The following is a 16,595-nucleotide window of genomic DNA, read 5'->3' on the forward strand; positions in this document are numbered from 1 at the left end:
CCGCCTACGAGCCCACGCCCACCATGGGAACGCGCGACCCACACCTCACTCGCCGCACTGGAGCACGGCGGCCGAAGCCGACCTGATCACTCGCGCGAAGCGAGGTGCTTCTGGAGGCGGGCGTGGCGGAACTGATAGACGGGCCCGCTCGTCCGGAGGAGATTGCGGCGGCGTGCGTCCTCGAGAAAGCTCATCAAATGGACGGGGGTCCCTTCCTCCGCCGAGAGCTGCACGGCGGTGAGGGCGGTGGCGACGGCGAGGTTGCTGACCGGGCCGGTCATGGCGCCGACCACCAGTGCCGCCGAGACACCACTCGCCAGGCCCGTCCCGAGCCCGACCCACCAGGCCAGCAGAGGCGCCGTGAGCAGTGCCGCCGCGAGTCCGGTGAGCAGGCCGAGTACCAGCCGCGTCCCGAGGTGGTGCCGCCATGCCTCGCGCGGACCGATCGAGCGGGTCTCCGCCACGGCCGGGCGGTTGTGGAACTCCCGCACGTCGTCGTACCAGGCGCCTGCCCCCGCGGACAGGAACGGCGTCCCGGCCACGATCCGGTACCCGCGGCCCGTCACGAGCACTCCGGTGAACCCCAGCGGCAGTGTGGTGAGGTAGCAGAGCCAGACCGGTGGCGTGTGATCGCCCGGGAGCAGCGGGCTGGCCAGGGTGGCGAACGTGCCTGTGGTCAGCCATTCCACCACCCCCGAAAGCACCGCTCCGCGAGTGAAGATGTCCCGCCAGCCGGCGCTCTCCAGTGTCTGCCGCCATTGCGTGCTTCTCAGCCGCTGCGGATGGCTGAGCTCGGTGAACCGGTCGGCGGCTGCCCATCCGCCGACGAGTGCGGAGGGGATGCCGATCAGCCAGGCGTACACGGAGTGCGTCAGCATCCAGGCCAGGACGATGCTCGGCACCCCGCACAGCACCGTGACCGCCGCCCATACGGCGAGCGCCCGCGGGCGGGGGTGTGCCCAGCCGGGGATGTGCCACCACGGCAGGTCGTAGCTGTCGTCCTGGCCGAGGCGCCGGGCGATGTACCGCAGGGTCCGCTCGGCGGTCTCGGCGGACCACCGTGGGGAGTCCTCCGGCCGTGGGGTGTACGCGGCGGCGACGACGCGGTCGAGCAGGTGGTCCTCGACCGCTTCGCGAGTGGCGAACCGGCGCTTGTCCAGCAGCTCGTCGACGTGGAGGTCGTGGGCGTAGACGTCGCGCACCAAGGTGACCGCCAGCGGACTGGTCAGTGCCTCGGCCACCGCGCCCCCGGGTTCGTGCAGGAGGTGTTCGGTGAAGGCCCGCCACGCGGGGGGTGGCTGCTCGCGAAACCTGTCGAGCAGATACTCGGCCGCGTCGGGCGGGGTGAGGGGCAGGATCTCCAGCGCCACCGCACCGCCCAAGCCGCCCCGCTTCGCCGTCAGCACGGCCTCCTTGGCGCGGGAGATCAGGATCAGCCGGAACGGTGCCTGTTCCAGTGCGCTCACCATGGCGTTGCGCAGCTTGCCGCCGATCTCGTCCAGGCCGTCCAGAAACAGCGCGACGCGGCCCGACTCGAGCAGTCGCCGGGCCTGCTCGCGCCCGCCCCGGTCCTGGAACAGGGTGTAGCGGCGGGCGAGTTGGTCCGCCGCCCACTTCGTAGGGCTTTCCCGGGACGGATCCCAGCCGTCCAAGGTCAGCAGCACCGGAACCGGAATGCACGCCCTGTCCTGCGGGGCCGCGGCGGCGCGGTGTCGCAGCGCGTCGAGGAGCAGCAGGGCCGCGGCAGCCGACTTGCCCGCCGCGGGAGGCCCCACGAGGAGTATCCGGCCCGAGGCCAGCCCGCCGTACGCCGCGTGCAGCTCGGTGAGTCCGCCGCCCCGGCGCAGCTGTTCGCGGGTCACCGCGGACAGACCCGGCAGCGGGGTGAATCGGGCCCTTCTCCCTTCCGCGGTGGCACCGGCGACCCGGTCCGTGACCTTCCGGTGGGTCACCCGCCAGCGGACCGGCAGCGGAGCGGGCACCAACAGCCGCCGCCACTGGGCTTCTTTGTCCCATTCGACGCCCACCACGCGTGCCAGTTCGTCCGCCGGGGCGTCGAGCGGTGAGGGGTGCAGGTCATAGTGGTTCACGTTCAGGGTGCTGTGCGCACCGGTCTGGAAGGCGACGGGACCGTGGAAGGAGTTGCCCGTCACGCCTCCCGGTCCGTGACTGCTCACCGGGCCGCCCCGAAGTGGTCGTCCTGCCGGCTGCGGCTGCCGGTCTCGAGGGCCACCGGGCCGTGGGCGGTGGTGCCCGGGACGACCCCTCCGGCATCACGGTCGCCGAAGTCCACCTGTCGCGCGCGCCGCGTCCGGAACCGCACCCGGAGATGCGAGTCGGCCGCTTCCGCCGCTGCTGTGCCGCCTGCTGCGGCCGCCGCCACCAACGTCTCGGCGAGCATCGCCTGCCCCCCCAATCCATGCGAAATCAGGATCGGGACCTTAATGCCACGCGCACGCGAACCAGGCCGTTTTGTCGATTTCGGTCGCCGTGACCATGCAGCGAGCGGGTGAGGCGGCGCACGCGGACGAGGTCGAGCGCTCCCTCGCGTCGGCGCGGACGAACGGCTACGCCCTCTCCCGGAGAGCCGATCACCCCGGCCTGCTGGGGATCTCCGTGCCCCTTCTGACCACCCCAGGGCACGCGACCGCCTCGGTCGCCATCTCCGGCCCCTCCGACCGTTGGACCGCCCGCCGCGCCATGGCCATGGCCGACGTGCTCACCGAGCGAAGCGCCCGCCTGGCGGCCCTTCTCGCGACATCTCCGTCCGCAGGCAGGCCGGCCTGAGCGTCTGCGGCTCGCGGTCACGGTCCGCCCCCGGCAGCCGCGGCCACCAGCAGAAGGCAAGTCCCAGCCGCTGGGAGACGGCCAGGGCCTCGGTGCTCAGGAGCAGCCGATCGCTCAGTAGCCGGGCGAGGTCGGGAGTGGCCAGTGCCGCCATCGTCGCCCACCCGGGCGGCGGGCGAACCGCACCGCCGACCGGGCGGCCGTGGCCCGGATCGCCCTCGCGCGGTCCGGGATCGCCCTTACGCGCTCCCGGCGGCTGGACGTGCGAGGAGCCCCCTGCGAGCCCAGCGCCTATGGTCGCCGGCTCGCGCCGCTCGATACCGCAGGCTCAGGCGGGCGCAGTCTGCCGAGCCGGGAGATCTGTCCGGCCGTGCTCTGCGCGATGGCTGCGGCCAGCTCCTTCGCTTCGGCGGCCTGGCCCTGGGTGCGCTCTCCCGCGCAGAGCATGCGGGACTGCGTGAGGTGGGCGCGGAGGGCTTCGGTGAGGATCCGGTCGAAGGCCGGGCCGGTCGTGCTGCCCGCCTTCGCGAGGGTGTCGAGGCTGACCATGCCGGGCATGTCGTGCCCCTCGTGGGGGCGGGTGTCGGGGACTTCGGAGCGCTTCAGCAGAGCGCGCAGACGGACCAGGTCCTCACGCAGCCGCCGTGCGGTCTCGGCTGCCAGCGCCGCCACGGCCGGGTCTCCCCGGCGTGAGGGGGCCAGATCGGTCAGCAGCTGCGCACGCTCGTCCATGGGGATCATCAACTGGATCCAGGCGGTGTCGGTGGCGTTGAAGGCCGTCGGCGGCGGCGTGCCGGCTGTCGGCTGCACGGTGCAGCCGACAGCCAGCAGCGCCAGGGCCAAGGCGCATACCGACCGCAGGATCAGAAGGTACCGGCGGAGTTGCACTTGGCCTTCTGGGTGATGCAGTCCTTCACACGCTGCCCTTGAGCAGCGTTGTCCCAGGCGTTGAAGAAGTCGCCGTGGATGGACGACGCCATGCCCGAAGCCAGCCGGAATCCTGCGGCAGTGCCGCTGGTCGGGTAGCTGAAGACGAAGGAGACGTTGGGGATGGCGACCGGGTAGGCGCCGCTGCACTTGCCGTCGTACGTGTACGCGACGTGCGACTTGTGGTCGGGGCTGTCAAGGTTCTTGCCGTCCCAGCAGTCGGGGAAGACGAGTTGGTGGGTGAGGTGGGCCTTCGGGGCACAGACCGGCCAGTTGCCGTCGGCGCTGCGGCCGATCTCGCCGCCCTCACCGGAGCACCAGAACTGGCCGGTCGACCCCGCCGGGGTGGGCGTCTGCGCTTTCGCGTTACCCGCGATCATGCGGAACCCCTGCGGGAAGGGGACGGTCGCGGACGGCTGGTCGATCCGGGATCCGTAGTAGACGATCATGCCCTCGGGTTCGATGGCCCTGTCGCCCTCGTACAGGGTGGGAATCCAGTAGGCCGAGAGATCCTTGGCGGGAGTGCAGCTGGTCGGTGTGCTGGCCAGCAGGGACTCGGTGGTGGAGAACGCGTCGGTGCTCTTGTTGCCGAAGAAGCTGTGCATGTGGGACGCGCCGGGAAGTCCCGGCAGGACGATGGGGTCGTCGGGCTTGGAGTGACTGTAGGTGCAGGTGGCGTTGAACTCCGGGACCCGGACCACGCCGGCGGGCACCGCGGCCGGCGTCATCGCACGGAACTGTGCCAGCTGGGCGTTCCACTTGTTCTGGTCGACGGGTATCCAGCCGGGCGCCGGGCCGTCTCCTTCACCGACGAAGGAGAACCAGTTGATATTGACGAAGTCCTCAGGTGCGGAGCTGCGCAACACGGCGAACACCGTCTGCGAGCCGGTGGGATGGGCGGTGACATCGGTGGCCCGGGTCGCCCAGGTCTGCCAGCCGCCGGTCGGCGAGGTCTGCACGACCGCGAGCAGCGGACCGGTCAGGCTCGCGGTGCGCAACTCCACCGTGCCCGAGCCGACGGCGGAAGCGATCCGGGCCGAGACCGTCAGGCGGCCGGCGGCGCCGAGGTCGACGTTGTCGAAGCGCATCCAGTCGCCGTTGGCGAGGTACGCCGCGTTCTGTCCGCCGCCGGCGTCCGCGGTGGCCTCCAGCACGACGCCGGACTGGGCCGCGTAGGACTCGGCCTGGACGGTGCCGGTGGCGGCCCGCGCCGACGGGGCCGACACGGTCAGGCTCAGGGCGGCGGCCAGTACGACCGCGAGAGTGCCTATTAACAGGGTGTAGAGAGGGACGGGATATCTGCGCATCTCACTTCCTCACGTGCGTCGGGTCCGGGAAAGGCTGCTCCCGGAGAGCAGGAACTTCGCTGGGGAACGCGCCTCGGGCGTGCGAGGCACGTTCCCCGGGCGCTCCGAGGGGGCGGGACGGAGCGCCCGGGGGAGGGTGGATGCCGGTGGACGCCTACCGGAAGATCCGCACGTAGTCGACGAGCATCCTTGAGGGGAACGGTGTGCCGGCGTCCGGCGGAGCCGGCCAGTCCCCGCCGACCGCCAGGTTGAGGATCATGTAGTGCGGATGGTCGAAGATCCACGGGCCGCGGGTCCGCTCCACCTGGTCCTTGTCGAGGGAGAACACGGTCCGGCCGTCCAGGCTGTACGTGATGCCCTTGCTGTTCCAGTCGGCGGCCCAGGTGTGGAAGTCGTCGGAGAAGTCGGCGTTCCCGGGCAGCGTGTAGGGAGCGCCGATTCCGCCACCGCCGTTGTACGCGGGGGCGTGGACGGTCGAGTAGGAGGTCTTCACGTCCTTGCCGAGGACTTCCATGATGTCGACCTCGCCGTTGTACGGCCACGGACGGCCCGTCAGGAAGTCGGCGCCCATCATCCAGAACGCGGGCCACAGCCCGTTGCCCTTGGGTACCTTGATACGCGCCTCGACCCGCCCGTAGGTGAACTGGAACGTCGCCCCGGTGTTCATCCGCGCCGAGGTGTACTGGCAAGTGGTGCTGCCGCTCAGCGGATCGCGCGGACACGACGAACCGGCAGTGACCTCCTTGCGTGCTTCCATCACCAGGTGCCCGGAGCCGTCCAGCGCGGCGTTGCGGTGATCGGTGTAGTACTCCAGCTCGTTGTTCGGCCCCGTGCCCGGATCGGCCCGCCACTTCGAGGGGTCGGGCTTGCCGCCGGCGGCGCCGTCGAACTCGTCGCTCCACACCAGCCGCGGCGGGTTCGCCGGATCACTCGGCAGCGGCGGTGCCGGCAGGGGATCGCCTCCGGTGCCGTACACCTGGAACTCCCACAGCGAGTAGCCGTAAGGGGTGGCGCGCTCGGTGCCGTACATCCGCACGTAGCGGCCCGTGCCGGAGACGTTCAGCGTCTGCTTGAAGCCCGTGCCGGACGTCGTCGAGTAGATCGGCGTCCAGTCGGCTCCGTTCGGCGAGACCTGGATCTGGAAGGACTTGGCGTAGGCGGGATCCCACTGGAGGACGACCTTGTCGATCTGTGCCGTCGCGCCGAGATCGACGGAGATCCAGCCCGGATCGGTCCATCCCGTGGTGGAACTCGTCGCCCAGCGGGAAGCCGGATCGCGGTCGAAAGCCCTGGCCGGAGTGCACTCCCAGCAGTTCTGGTCGGTCTGCGACGAGGACGCCGCGCCCGTCCTGCCGTAGGACAGCAGCCTGCTGGTGTCCCCGCCGGAACCGCCGGTGCCGTACACCTGGAATTCCCACAGCGAGTAGCCGTAGCCGGTGGCGCGCTGGGTGCCGTACATCCGCACGTAGCGGCCCGCGCCGGAGACGGGCAGGCTCTGAGCGCCGCCGACGCCCGTGGCCGTCTGGTGGAGGACCGTCCACGCCTGGGCGTCGTCCGACACCTCGATCCTGAACGATGTGGCGTAGGCGGCTTCCCAGGTGAGCGCGATCCGGCTGATGTCGGCCCTGGCCCCGAGGTCGATCTGGATCCATTGCGGATCGGCGAAGGCACTGGACCACCGGGTGCCGGGGTCGCCGTCGACGGCGTTCCGGGCACCGAAGACTCCCTCGGTGCTCGAAGCGGTGGCGGTCCTGCCCTGGGAGAGCAGGACTTCCGCTGCCTGAGCGGACGGAGCGGGCAGAGCGATGAAGGCGAGCAGTGAGGCCGCCACGGCGAAAAGGAGGCCGAAGCGGCGCAGCAGCGTTGGCACGGGCGACTCCTCAAGTGGGGGTGAGGGTGAGGGAGCGCTCCCTCGAAGGAGAATGGGGGGACCGCCGAAGAGTGTCAATAGGCTTGTTCACCTTGAAAAAACAGCGCCGAAGCGTGGACGTAACGGTGAGGGAGCGTTTTCTCATGATCGACGGTTCAGGCCGGACGGTTCTGCCCGGCGGCGGGAGAGCGAGCGCGCGTCGGGAGCGCGACCACGCCGCCCGGCCTGCGGATACGCTGCATGCATCGCCCTGACGCGCAGCCGGAGGTCGCCCTGATGAGAAAACGCTCCCTGAGGCCCGTCCCGAGCGGCGGCAAGAGGGAGGGACGGGGATGAAACGGCCTACCCTCGAAGTGGTCGCGGCCCGGGCAGGTGTCTCCAAATCGAGCGTGTCCCGTGTCATCAACGGCGAGACGACGGTTGCCCCGCAGATCCGCGATGTCGTCATGCGTGCGGTGCACGAACTGGGCTACGTGCCCAACGGAGCCGCCCGTAACCTCGTCACCCGCCGCACGGACACCCTGGCGGTCGTCGTCTGCGACCCGCCCCAGGGGGTCGTCTCCGACGACCCTCTCTTCTCCTCCGTGGTCCGCGCCGTCAGCAGGGAACTCGAGGCGGCGGGAAAGCGGTTGGTGCTGATGCTCGCCGAATCGGACGAGAGCCGGACCAGGGTGGAACAGTACGTCGCCGGCGGGCAGGTGGACGGGGTGATGCTCGTAGCCCTGCACGGCACGGATCCGCTGCCGGCCGCGCTGGCCAGGCAGGGTCTGCCGGTGGTCTCCTTCAACCGCACGTCGGCGCAGGACGTGCCGTACGTGGCTCTGGACAACGCCGGCGGAGCGACCCTCGCCGTGAGTCATCTTCTGGAGCGGGGCCGACGCCGGATCGCCACCATCACCGGACCGCTCGACCTCCACGAGGCGCGCGAGCGTCTCGACGGCTACCGTCGGACACTGCGCGACACCGGCCGACGCTCCATCGTGGCGCTGGGCGACTTCACCAGAGCCTCCGGCGCCGAAGCGATGCGCCAGCTCCTGGAGGACGATCCTGACCTCGACGCCGTGTTCGCCTCCAACGACCTGATGGCGATCGGAGCTCTGCGCACCCTTCACCAAGCGGGGCGACGCGTCCCGGACGACGTGGCCGTCGTCGGTTTCGACGACATCGAGGCCGCGTCCTACACCAGTCCCGCACTCACCTCGGTGCGCAGCCCGATGGCCGACCAGGCAACCGCCGCGGTCCACCTGCTCCTTCGCCTCATCGAAGGGGGTTCCACGGACCCGGTGATCATGCCGAACGAACTCGTGGTCCGCGAGTCGACCTGATCCGATCCGCTGTTGAGCGGCATGGCTGGTCGGACGTGGCGGGGGCCGGTACGGCGGTGCAACGGAAGGTATCTGAGCGCTGGTCGGACGGACGGGGGTGGGTCGGGCCAGGCGCCGCGCGTCACTGGCTCCGACCACGCTCTTGAGCTCGGACCGACCACGCCGGCGGTTCCGCTCCGCAGGACACCATGCAGCCGGGCCGGACAGACGCTGCGAGGAGGACGCTGTTGACGCTTGGCCTGGTGGCTGGTGGCTGGTGGGCCTAGAGCGTGTCTCTTTGGATGGTTGGTCAGTTGATCGGATGTGTCCGTCCGGTTAGTGATCACTGATGCGATGTGGGACCGGATCGAGCCGCTGATGCCGGCCGATCCGGTCCGCGGTCGGCGATGGGCCGATCACCGCCGCACCTTGGAAGCCATCGCGTGGAAGTACCGAACCGGCTCACCCTGGCGGGACCTGCCCGACGAGCTCCGCTCGTTCCAGACCGCCCATAAACGGCTGATCAGGTGGGCCGTCGATGGAACCTGGGAACGCATCCTTGGCGCGGTGCTGGCAGGAGCTGAGGGAGCGGACGACATCGGCTGGACTGTGTCCGTGGACTCCACCGTGTGCAGGGCTCACCAGCATTCCGCCGGAGCCAGGAAAAGGGGGCTCCAGGCTCGGCCGAACCCGACGACCACGCGCTCGGACGCTCCCGTGGCGGCCTGAGCACCAAGGTCCACCTCGCCAGCGACAGCCGTGCACGGCCCCTGGCCCTCCGCGTCACCGCAGGCCAGGCAGGCGACGCCCCAGCTTTCGAGACCGTTATGGCCGCCATCCGTGTTCCGCGCAGCGGACCCGGAAGACCCAGGACCCGACCTGATGCCGTCCTCGCGGATCGCGCGTACTCGTCCCGCGCGATCCGTAGTCACCTCCGTCAACGCGGTATCCACGCTGTCATCGTCCAGCCGTCCGACCAGATCGGCCACCGTCTGCGGCGAGGCAGTGCCGGCGGCCGACCGCCGTCCTTCGATGCGGAGGCGTACAAGCAGCGCAACGCGGTCGAGCGATGCATCAGCCGGCTCAAGCAGTGGCGCGGCCTGGCGATGCGAACGGACAAGCTCGCCATCGCCTATCAGGCCGCACTCCACCTCGCCGCGATCCTCATCTGGGCCAGGCGATAGCGGCTGTCAGCGATCGAAACCCAACGTGCGTCCGCAGGCGTAGAGTCAGTACCGGCGTGCTTCACGACGCTGAACGCCATGCGCATGGGGACGGTGTCCTCACCCGGATGTCACGCCGCTAATCCGCCTTGACGGGCAGGAACACCCAGGCACCGGCAAGGTCGAAGTTGATAGGCGCCAGCTCGAGCTCAGGCGGGGAGATCTTCTTCGGCGGCACCACCACATGCAGCTCCTTGTCGGAACGCGGATGAAGTAGGGCGCCGGGTACGGCTGCTGCGGAGCTGGCTCGATCCTCCACTCACGAGTGGGGAAGTCACCCATGGGCCCCAGGATCACCCTCTCGCCCTTCTCCGCCTCCTTGTAGCTCAGGGAACGCAAGGGGAAGAGGTGGGCGGGCTGACGGTGGTGAAGGACGACGGCGTACACCGTCATCTCCTTCCGCTTGTCAAAGGCTTGGTGGGAGTGGCGCGAGGTCATCACGTGGCCGGGATGCTGATCCTGCGGGGCGGGTTGGGCTGCTGGTTGCTCGCCCACGTCGACGACATGCTCGGCTTCTTCCACCCGGGCCCGAACAACGGGCGGATCGACCGACTCGACCCTGCTGAACAGCTACTCTCCAAGTTGCCAGGGCCGCCACCTCGTAGTGCACTGGAATAAGGGGCTGGGCATGCCATGCAAAGACCACTTGAAATGGGAGATGGTCAAGATGGCGGTAGGCGCGATGTTTTACGGCGCTACTCAAAACGCTGGGAGCAGTCAGACTGGGCTCGACTCGAGTTCGACCAACGCGACCTTTGGGGTCAACAACTTCACTAACGCAACCACGTCCCCAGGGAGCGGATCCCCCGCGTACGGCCTGGTAGGGTCCGGACAGATAGCGATAGCCGGATTCACCAGCGGTCACTACGGCGTCCTAGGTACGACTTACCGATCCAGCACCATCCCGTGCGGAGTGGTTGGACAAGGTTACGGAGCCAACAACACCGGGGTGTACGGTGCAGCCGACACTGGGCCGGCGGCCTTTGGCGTCTGGGGGCGAAGCACTGAAGGTAGCGCTGGAGTGTTCAGCGGCAAGGTGTCGGTGACTGGGCAGTTGACGAAAGGTAGCGGGGGATTCAAGATTGATCACCCGCTGGACCCGGAGAACAAGTATTTGCTGCACTCTTTCGTCGAGTCGCCTGACATGCTCAACATTTACGCCGGCAGCGTTGAGACGGACCAAAACTGCGAAGCGGTAGCGGTGCTTCCCGAGTATTTTGAAGCTCTTAATCAAGACTTCAATTACCACCTGACGGTCCTTGGGCAGTTCGCACAGGCTATCGTCTCCGAAGAGGTTCATCATAACCGATTCACTGTAAAGACTGACAAGCCTAACGTCAAAGTCTCCTGGCAAGTCACGGGAATTCGCCGGGATCCGCACGCCACCAGGAACAGAATCGCGCCAGAAGAAGAGAAGCCTGAGGAGGAAAAGGGGACTTACCTGCACCCCGAAGCATACGATCAGCCGCACAGCAGGCATCTTCATTACGAACGCGAAAAAGCTCACGACGAACCGCTTGAGGCGATCAAAAAGCAGGTAGCGGAGATTCTTAAAACGTCAGAACGAGAGCCGTGACACGGCCCCGACGGGCGCCTGCGCTACGTCGGGCGCAGCATGATCCTCCCGCAGACCGCGGGCCGGACGGTCGCCGGGCTCCTCACCCTCGCCGGGAACGACCACCCGTGGGCCGGCCGGACGTTCTCCGCCGGATGGGGCGTCCGTGAGCCTCTGCACGTCACCCTCGTACGCCCCGAGCTGGTCGTGGAAGTCGGTGTCGACGTCGCCCGTGACAGCCTCGGACGCTGGCGGCACCCTGCCCGCTGGCACCGCCCTCGCCCTGACCTGACACCCGCTGACACTCCGCCCTTTGAGCCCAAGCTGGGTGGCTGAGCGGCCGGGCGTGGGGTACTTCGTCGCCATCCGATGGCGGCGCGCTCCAGCTGGCATGCCGCGGCACCACCCCATACAACCGATGCCCCAGCGCGCCTGGCGAAGCGCAGGACCCGCCCTTGTGTCAAACGACTCCTGCGTCGTCAGGAAGCGGAAGCCCGGAGCCCAACGTCCACCTGTCTACTCGGACACCACCGTCTCGCCTGGCACAAGAGCCGCGGTCGAGGTCATGACGCTGCTGCCGACGACCGGGCCCGGCAGGAGGGCGCTCCCGCGGGGGACCGAATACCAACATCCATCTGGCGGACGGCCATGCACGACCCCTGGCCATCATCGTTATCCGTGTTCGACGACCACCGCGGACCGCTGCACGTCGGCGGCGGACGGAGCCTGGGACGGTCGGGTACGGAAGTGCCGTCGATACCGGCCGACGCGCAAACGGCCGCCACATCGATGCGAGTCAAGGTGCAGTGCTGCCTGCGGGTTGGGCGAGGCGAGTGTGCCGGTGATCGGCACGTTGAGGCAGCGGCTGAGGCTCTCTGACAGGGCAAACCTCATATGGACCCGACGCCGACCAAAGAGACAGAACCTAGCTGTGTGACGTCTCGGCTGCTTCGACCACTTCGAAGCCTTCGCGACGCATCCGGTCGCTGCCCCAGGCGCCGAGCGGCGCGAGCGCTTGATTGAGCGTGTGCCCGTGTTCGGTCAGGGAGTACTCCACGCGTGGCGGCACCTCGGCGAAGACCTCTCGGTGTACGAGATTGTCCTCCTCCATCTCACGCAGGTGCTGCGTGAGCATCTTCTCGCTGACTCCCGGCAGACCGCGACGAAGTTCGGCGAAGCGGCGCACGCCATGTGCGTCCAGTTCCCATAAGATCAGCCCCTTCCACTTGCCGCTCACCACGTCGAGCGCAGCGTCGATGCCGCAGATGTAGGGCCCGTGTCTCGGTGCCTTGGCCATGGTCAACCCCCCTTACTGAAAGGTAAGTACCGCAGAAAATAGTGGGTACTTCCGAGAATAGTGGTGCTCTCCGAGCATGGAGGGGTGAACGAACGACAGAACCACACCACCACGCAGGACAGCTCCGTCACCGTGATCGGGCTCGGTCCGATGGGCCAGGCGATGACCCGCACCCTCCTCGCCGCCGACCACCCGGTCACCGTCTGGAACCGCACTGCGGCCCGGGCCGAAAGCGTCGTCGCCGACGGAGCAAGGCTCGCCGCCACCCCCGGCGAAGCCGTCGAAGCGAGTGATCTCGTGATCCTCAGCCTCACCGACTATCAGGCGATGTACGACATCCTCGACAGCGCCACCGCATCACTCGCCGGCCGAACGCTGGTCAACCTGAGCTCGGACACGCCGGACCGCACCCGCCAGGCGGCGACGTGGGCGGCGGGACACGGCGCGGCCTTCCTCGCGGGCGGTGTCATGGTCCCGGCGCCGATGGTCGGCACGGAAGCGGCCCACGTCTACTACAGCGGCCCCGACAAGGTGTGGGAGAAGCATCGGGCGGTGCTGGCGCCGCTCGGCACACCGAGGTATCTGGGTGAGGATCCGGGCCTCGCCCAGATGATGTACCAAGCCCAACTCGCCGTGTTCCTCACCACCTTGTCCGCCCTGATGCACGCCACCGCGATGCTGGGCACCGCAGGAATGAAGGCCCGGGAAACACTGCCGGAGCTGCTCTCCTCCGCCGACGCGATCGGCGCCATTCTCAGGGCCGGCGAGGCGACCCCCGGAGCCGCGCTGGACGCCGGAGAGCACCCCGGCGACCTCAGCACGGTGACCATGATGGGGGCGACGGCCGACCACATCGTCGAGACCAGCACATCACTCGGCCTCGACCTGGCGCTGCCCTTGGCCGTGCAGGCCCACTACCGGCGCGCGATCGAGAAGGGACACGGCGGCGACAACTGGACCCGCATCATCGACAGCATCCGGGGGCCACGCTGACCAAGCCTGAGACCGACGGACCGGCTCCGGCGGCGACTTCGCCCAGTCCTCAACGCCCGCTCGGGCCTTCCCGGGACGGCAAACCGGTACCTTACCCGGCAGCCGGAGCGTTGCTCCGCCGGCGAGCCGGATCTCGGCCCGCCTGCACACACGCCGGCACCAAGCCGACGCTCATGTCCGTGGGGCAGGCGAGGGGTGCGGGGCGAGAACGGCGGCGACGGCCTCGTCGAGGGTGGTGGCCGGGCGGCCGAGGACCTGCGGCAGATCGCCGGTCTGCTGCTCCAGAGCGCCGCTCCGGACCTGTTCCTCCAGCCAGCCCTGGGCGCCGGGCGCGCGGTCGGCCCGGTCCCGGCGTATGACGGGCCTGCCGCCGAGACGGCTGAGCGCGTCGGCGAGATCCTCGTAGGTCCACAGGGCGCCGGTGAAGTCGTAGGCACGGCCGAGGTGGTCGTCCTCGGTCAGCACCCGGACAGCGGCCTCGGCGAGGTCGCGGCGCAGGGCGGTGTTGATGCCGCGTCCGCCGGTGCCGTCGGCCAGCTCGCCCGAGGCGACGGCGTCGCGCAGACCTGGGTTGAGGAACGCCTCGCTGTAGAAGGGGTGGCGCAGCACCGTGTGGGGCAGCCCGCTGGCCGCCAGGTGGCGCTCGGTGGCGTGGTGAGCGGCGGTGACCCCGTCAGCCTGGGTGCCGGCCCCCAGGAAGCTGGTGTAGACGATCGCGCCGACCCCGGCATCGCGGGCCGCGTCGATGGCCGCTCGGTGCTGGGCGGCACGCCGACCGGGGTCCAACTCCGGGGAGGAGATCAGCAGCAGCCGGTCGGCCCCCTCGAACGCGGTGCGCAGCGTCTTCGGCGCGTCGTAGTCACCCGGACGGACCGTCACCCCGCGGGCGGCGAGATCCGCGGCCTTGCCGGGATCGCGCACCGCGGCTGTGACACGGCCGGCGGGGCGCCGGTCCAGCAGCCGGTCGACGACCAGCCGGCCGAGAGCCCCCGAAGCGGCCGACACGACAATCATGCGCAACTCCCTCACCGCGAGGCGGCCGCCGTCGGCACGGCGGTTCGAACCCACCCGCTTCGAACGTCCGGCTCACCTTCGGCGAACAGCGGACCAGACGTCAAAACCTTTTCCAGCAGGGCGAGCCTCCGGGCCGACCGGTCCCTCTCCCTCCGTGACCCCGAGGACACGTCCGCCGGACAGCCGAACACCCTGATGTCCGGTTATCGCCGGTCCGCGTTAATTGCCTGGACTGAGGGACTCCTAGAACGGGACACTTCCGACTTCCGAACCACTGGGAGTGTGATGGGGACCACAGATACGCGAGGGCCGACGCCGGGCAGGAGTGCCATCGTTCTGGCACTGCGCCGCTACGGCCGGGAACTGTTGCGACTACGACGGCTGGCCCTGCCCGCCCTGCTGTTGCCCGCCGTCGGCAACATCGGCACCCGCTACGTAGCCCCCCTGCTGATCGCCAAACTGGCAGGACAGGCCGCCGACGACAACGGTCTCACCCTCGGCTCGGCGCTGCCGTACGTGCTGGGTTTCGGCCTGACGCTGCTGCTCGCCGAAGCCGTGTGGCGGGTCGGACAGCACTGCCTGAACCGCGTGGACGCCCTCGGAATGGAACACCTGTACGTGAGCGGCATGGACGAACTGCTCGCCAAGGACGCGGCGTTCTTCCACGACAACTTCGCCGGCTCGCTGACCAAACGGGTGCTGAGCTTCGGCAAGCGCTTCGAGGACTTCGTGGACACGGTGACGTACCGGATCGTGGGCAGCCTCGTCCCCCTGGTGTTCGGTGCCGTGGTGCTGTGGAGCTACGAACCGATGCTCGTCGTCGGCCTGCTGGTGATGATCGCGCTGACGGTGCTGGCCGCGACACCGCTCATCCGTCGTCGGCAACGGCTCGTCAACGACCGTGAGGCGGCGTACGCCCGGGTCTCCGGTCACGTCGCCGACAGCCTCATGAACATGGAGACCATCCGGGCGTTCGCGGCCGAGGAACGGGAGGCGGACGAACACCGCAGCCGTGTCGCCGATTCCCGGCGCCTGACGCTGCGGTCGTGGGACTACGGCAACCTGCGCGTCGACACCCTGATCGCCCCCATGTCCGTACTGACCAACGTGCTGGGCCTGTTGGTCGCCATCGCCTTCGGTGGCCCGGGCCGGGGAGTCGAGGAGGTCGTCGTCGCTTTCACCTACTACTCCAACGCTACCCAGATCATGTTCGAGTTCAACCAGATCTATCGACGTCTCGAGAGCTCGATGACCGAGGCCGCACAGTTCACGGAGCTGCTGCTGGATCCGCCCACCGTGCTCGACCCGACGCACCCGGAGCCGCTCGCACCGCGGGACACAGGCATCCGCTTCGAGACGGTGACCTTCGCCCATGCGGGGGCGAAGCCGATTTTCCAGGCGCTCGACCTCGAAGTGCCCGCAGGCGCACGGATCGGTCTGGTCGGCAGGTCCGGCGGAGGCAAGACCACGCTCACCCGGCTCCTGTTGCGCATGTCGGACATCGAGGGCGGACGGATCCTGATCGGTGGTCAGGACATCAGCGGGTTGCGCCAGACCGACCTGCGTTCACTCATCGCCTACGTCCCGCAGGAACCCGCCATGTTCCACCGCAGCCTCCGGGACAACATCGCGTTCGCCCGGCCCGGCGCAACCGACAAGGAGATCCACGCCGCGGCCGCGGCCGCGCACGTCACGGAGTTCGTCGACCAACTGCCCGACGGGTTCGCCACTCTGGTGGGGGAGCGGGGAGTGAAACTGTCCGGCGGTCAGCGTCAGCGCGTCGCCCTTGCCAGGGCCATCCTGCGCGACGCCCCGATCCTGCTGCTCGACGAGGCCACCAGCGCGCTGGACTCGGAGAGCGAAATCCTCGTCCAGGACGCCCTGTGGCGCCTGATGGAGGGACGTACGGCCCTCGTGGTCGCCCACCGTCTGAGCACCGTCGCCGGTATGGACCGTCTCGTCGTCCTCGACCGCGGCAGCGTCGTCGAGCAGGGCACGCACGAGGAGCTGCTCACGACGAACGGCGCCTACGCCAAGCTGTGGCAGCACCAGTCGGGCGGCTTCCTCGGTGAGAGCACCGAGTCGGCCCCCGAATACCCGTTGCCGGGAGCCGGAGCCGGAGCCGGAGCCGGAGCCGGAGCCGGTTCCGCCGGGTTGCCCGAGCCGGCCGACCCGGCACCGGACGTGGACCGAAGAACCTCGTCACACGCTCGTACGAGCACCGGTTCCGGCTGACCGATCCACTTTCGGACATACTCGCCCACCCACGCTGTCCCGCCGATACGTCTGCCGCTCCCGCACCGTGGATCGCGGGGGGG

General features: G+C 69.1%; 15 protein-coding genes. 8 read left to right on the forward strand and 7 right to left on the reverse strand.

Annotated elements, in window-relative coordinates; translation table 11 throughout:
• Window positions 1-86: 86 nt before the first annotated feature.
• Together AOQ37_RS33975 and AOQ37_RS33980 are read right to left on the reverse strand one after the other, a co-directional pair.
• Window positions 87-2,153, reverse strand: coding sequence for an NACHT domain-containing protein (locus AOQ37_RS33975; protein ID WP_062650279.1), 2,067 nt, complete (start codon window positions 2,151-2,153; stop codon window positions 87-89).
• Between the two features lie 20 nt (window positions 2,154-2,173).
• Window positions 2,174-2,401 (reverse strand): hypothetical protein, encoded by a 228-nt coding sequence (locus AOQ37_RS33980; protein WP_062650281.1) that lies wholly within the window; start codon window positions 2,399-2,401, stop codon window positions 2,174-2,176.
• A 95-nt stretch (window positions 2,402-2,496) separates the two neighbouring features.
• Here AOQ37_RS33980 and AOQ37_RS33985 point away from each other — a divergent pair, with 95 nt between their 5' ends.
• On the forward strand, window positions 2,497-2,787 hold the full coding sequence (locus AOQ37_RS33985) for an IclR family transcriptional regulator domain-containing protein (protein ID WP_234437101.1): 291 nt from the start codon (window positions 2,497-2,499) through the stop codon (window positions 2,785-2,787).
• 291 nt (window positions 2,788-3,078) lie between these two features.
• Here AOQ37_RS33985 and AOQ37_RS33990 read toward each other — a convergent pair whose 3' ends face one another.
• The 3 genes from AOQ37_RS33990 to AOQ37_RS34000 all read right to left on the reverse strand — a co-directional run bounded on the left by AOQ37_RS33990 (window position 3,079) and on the right by AOQ37_RS34000 (window position 6,891).
• The gene (locus tag AOQ37_RS33990; RefSeq protein WP_062650285.1) at window positions 3,079-3,675 is read right to left on the reverse strand and encodes a DUF305 domain-containing protein; all 597 of its coding nucleotides are present in this window, start codon (window positions 3,673-3,675) and stop codon (window positions 3,079-3,081) included.
• On the reverse strand, window positions 3,651-5,021 hold the full coding sequence (locus tag AOQ37_RS33995; protein ID WP_062650287.1) for a DUF1996 domain-containing protein: 1,371 nt from the start codon (window positions 5,019-5,021) through the stop codon (window positions 3,651-3,653). Before AOQ37_RS33995 ends, AOQ37_RS33990 begins: the two co-directional genes overlap by 25 nt.
• Window positions 5,022-5,175: 154 nt before the next feature.
• Entirely contained in the window at window positions 5,176-6,891 is a 1,716-nt protein-coding gene (locus AOQ37_RS34000; RefSeq protein WP_078890486.1) for a discoidin domain-containing protein, read from the reverse strand.
• 332 nt (window positions 6,892-7,223) lie between these two features.
• Here AOQ37_RS34000 and AOQ37_RS34005 point away from each other — a divergent pair, with 332 nt between their 5' ends.
• The 5 genes from AOQ37_RS34005 to AOQ37_RS39215 all read left to right on the forward strand — a co-directional run bounded on the left by AOQ37_RS34005 (window position 7,224) and on the right by AOQ37_RS39215 (window position 11,309).
• Complete coding sequence (locus tag AOQ37_RS34005) at window positions 7,224-8,216, forward strand: LacI family DNA-binding transcriptional regulator (protein ID WP_062650289.1); 993 nt, start codon at window positions 7,224-7,226, stop codon at window positions 8,214-8,216.
• 333 nt (window positions 8,217-8,549) lie between these two features.
• A protein-coding gene (locus AOQ37_RS39210; RefSeq protein WP_374701567.1) for an IS5 family transposase occupies window positions 8,550-9,379 on the forward strand; the annotation gives its coding sequence in 2 pieces (ribosomal slippage) (window positions 8,550-8,877 and window positions 8,877-9,379; 831 coding nt in all).
• Window positions 9,380-9,766: 387 nt separating this feature from the next.
• Window positions 9,767-10,036: a hypothetical protein gene (locus tag AOQ37_RS40575; RefSeq protein WP_159401408.1), complete on the forward strand. Its 270-nt coding sequence runs from the start codon at window positions 9,767-9,769 to the stop codon at window positions 10,034-10,036.
• A gap of 403 nt (window positions 10,037-10,439) precedes the next feature.
• Complete coding sequence (locus AOQ37_RS40580) at window positions 10,440-10,994, forward strand: hypothetical protein (protein WP_159401409.1); 555 nt, start codon at window positions 10,440-10,442, stop codon at window positions 10,992-10,994.
• 39 nt (window positions 10,995-11,033) lie between these two features.
• Window positions 11,034-11,309: a hypothetical protein gene (locus AOQ37_RS39215; RefSeq protein WP_078890487.1), complete on the forward strand. Its 276-nt coding sequence runs from the start codon at window positions 11,034-11,036 to the stop codon at window positions 11,307-11,309.
• Between the two features lie 589 nt (window positions 11,310-11,898).
• Here the strand turns inward: AOQ37_RS39215 and AOQ37_RS34025 are convergent.
• Window positions 11,899-12,270 (reverse strand): winged helix-turn-helix transcriptional regulator, encoded by a 372-nt coding sequence (locus AOQ37_RS34025; protein WP_062650296.1) that lies wholly within the window; start codon window positions 12,268-12,270, stop codon window positions 11,899-11,901.
• A gap of 84 nt (window positions 12,271-12,354) precedes the next feature.
• On the opposite strand from AOQ37_RS34025, the gene AOQ37_RS34030 reads away from it, so the two are divergent.
• Complete coding sequence (locus AOQ37_RS34030; protein ID WP_062650298.1) at window positions 12,355-13,263, forward strand: NAD(P)-dependent oxidoreductase; 909 nt, start codon at window positions 12,355-12,357, stop codon at window positions 13,261-13,263.
• Window positions 13,264-13,434: 171 nt separating this feature from the next.
• Here the strand turns inward: AOQ37_RS34030 and AOQ37_RS34035 are convergent, their stop codons facing one another.
• Window positions 13,435-14,277 carry an NAD(P)H-binding protein gene (locus AOQ37_RS34035; RefSeq protein ID WP_199825125.1) on the reverse strand — a complete coding sequence of 281 codons (843 nt, stop codon included), beginning with the start codon at window positions 14,275-14,277 and terminating at the stop codon, window positions 13,435-13,437.
• A 285-nt stretch (window positions 14,278-14,562) separates the two neighbouring features.
• Here AOQ37_RS34035 and AOQ37_RS34040 point away from each other — a divergent pair, with 285 nt between their 5' ends.
• Entirely contained in the window at window positions 14,563-16,512 is a 1,950-nt protein-coding gene (locus AOQ37_RS34040; protein ID WP_062650300.1) for an ABC transporter ATP-binding protein, read from the forward strand.
• Window positions 16,513-16,595: the final 83 nt, after the last annotated feature.

Origin of the sequence: Streptomyces maremycinicus (assembly GCF_001184025.1) — a bacterium.
Lineage (GTDB): Bacteria > Actinomycetota > Actinomycetes > Streptomycetales > Streptomycetaceae > Streptomyces > Streptomyces maremycinicus.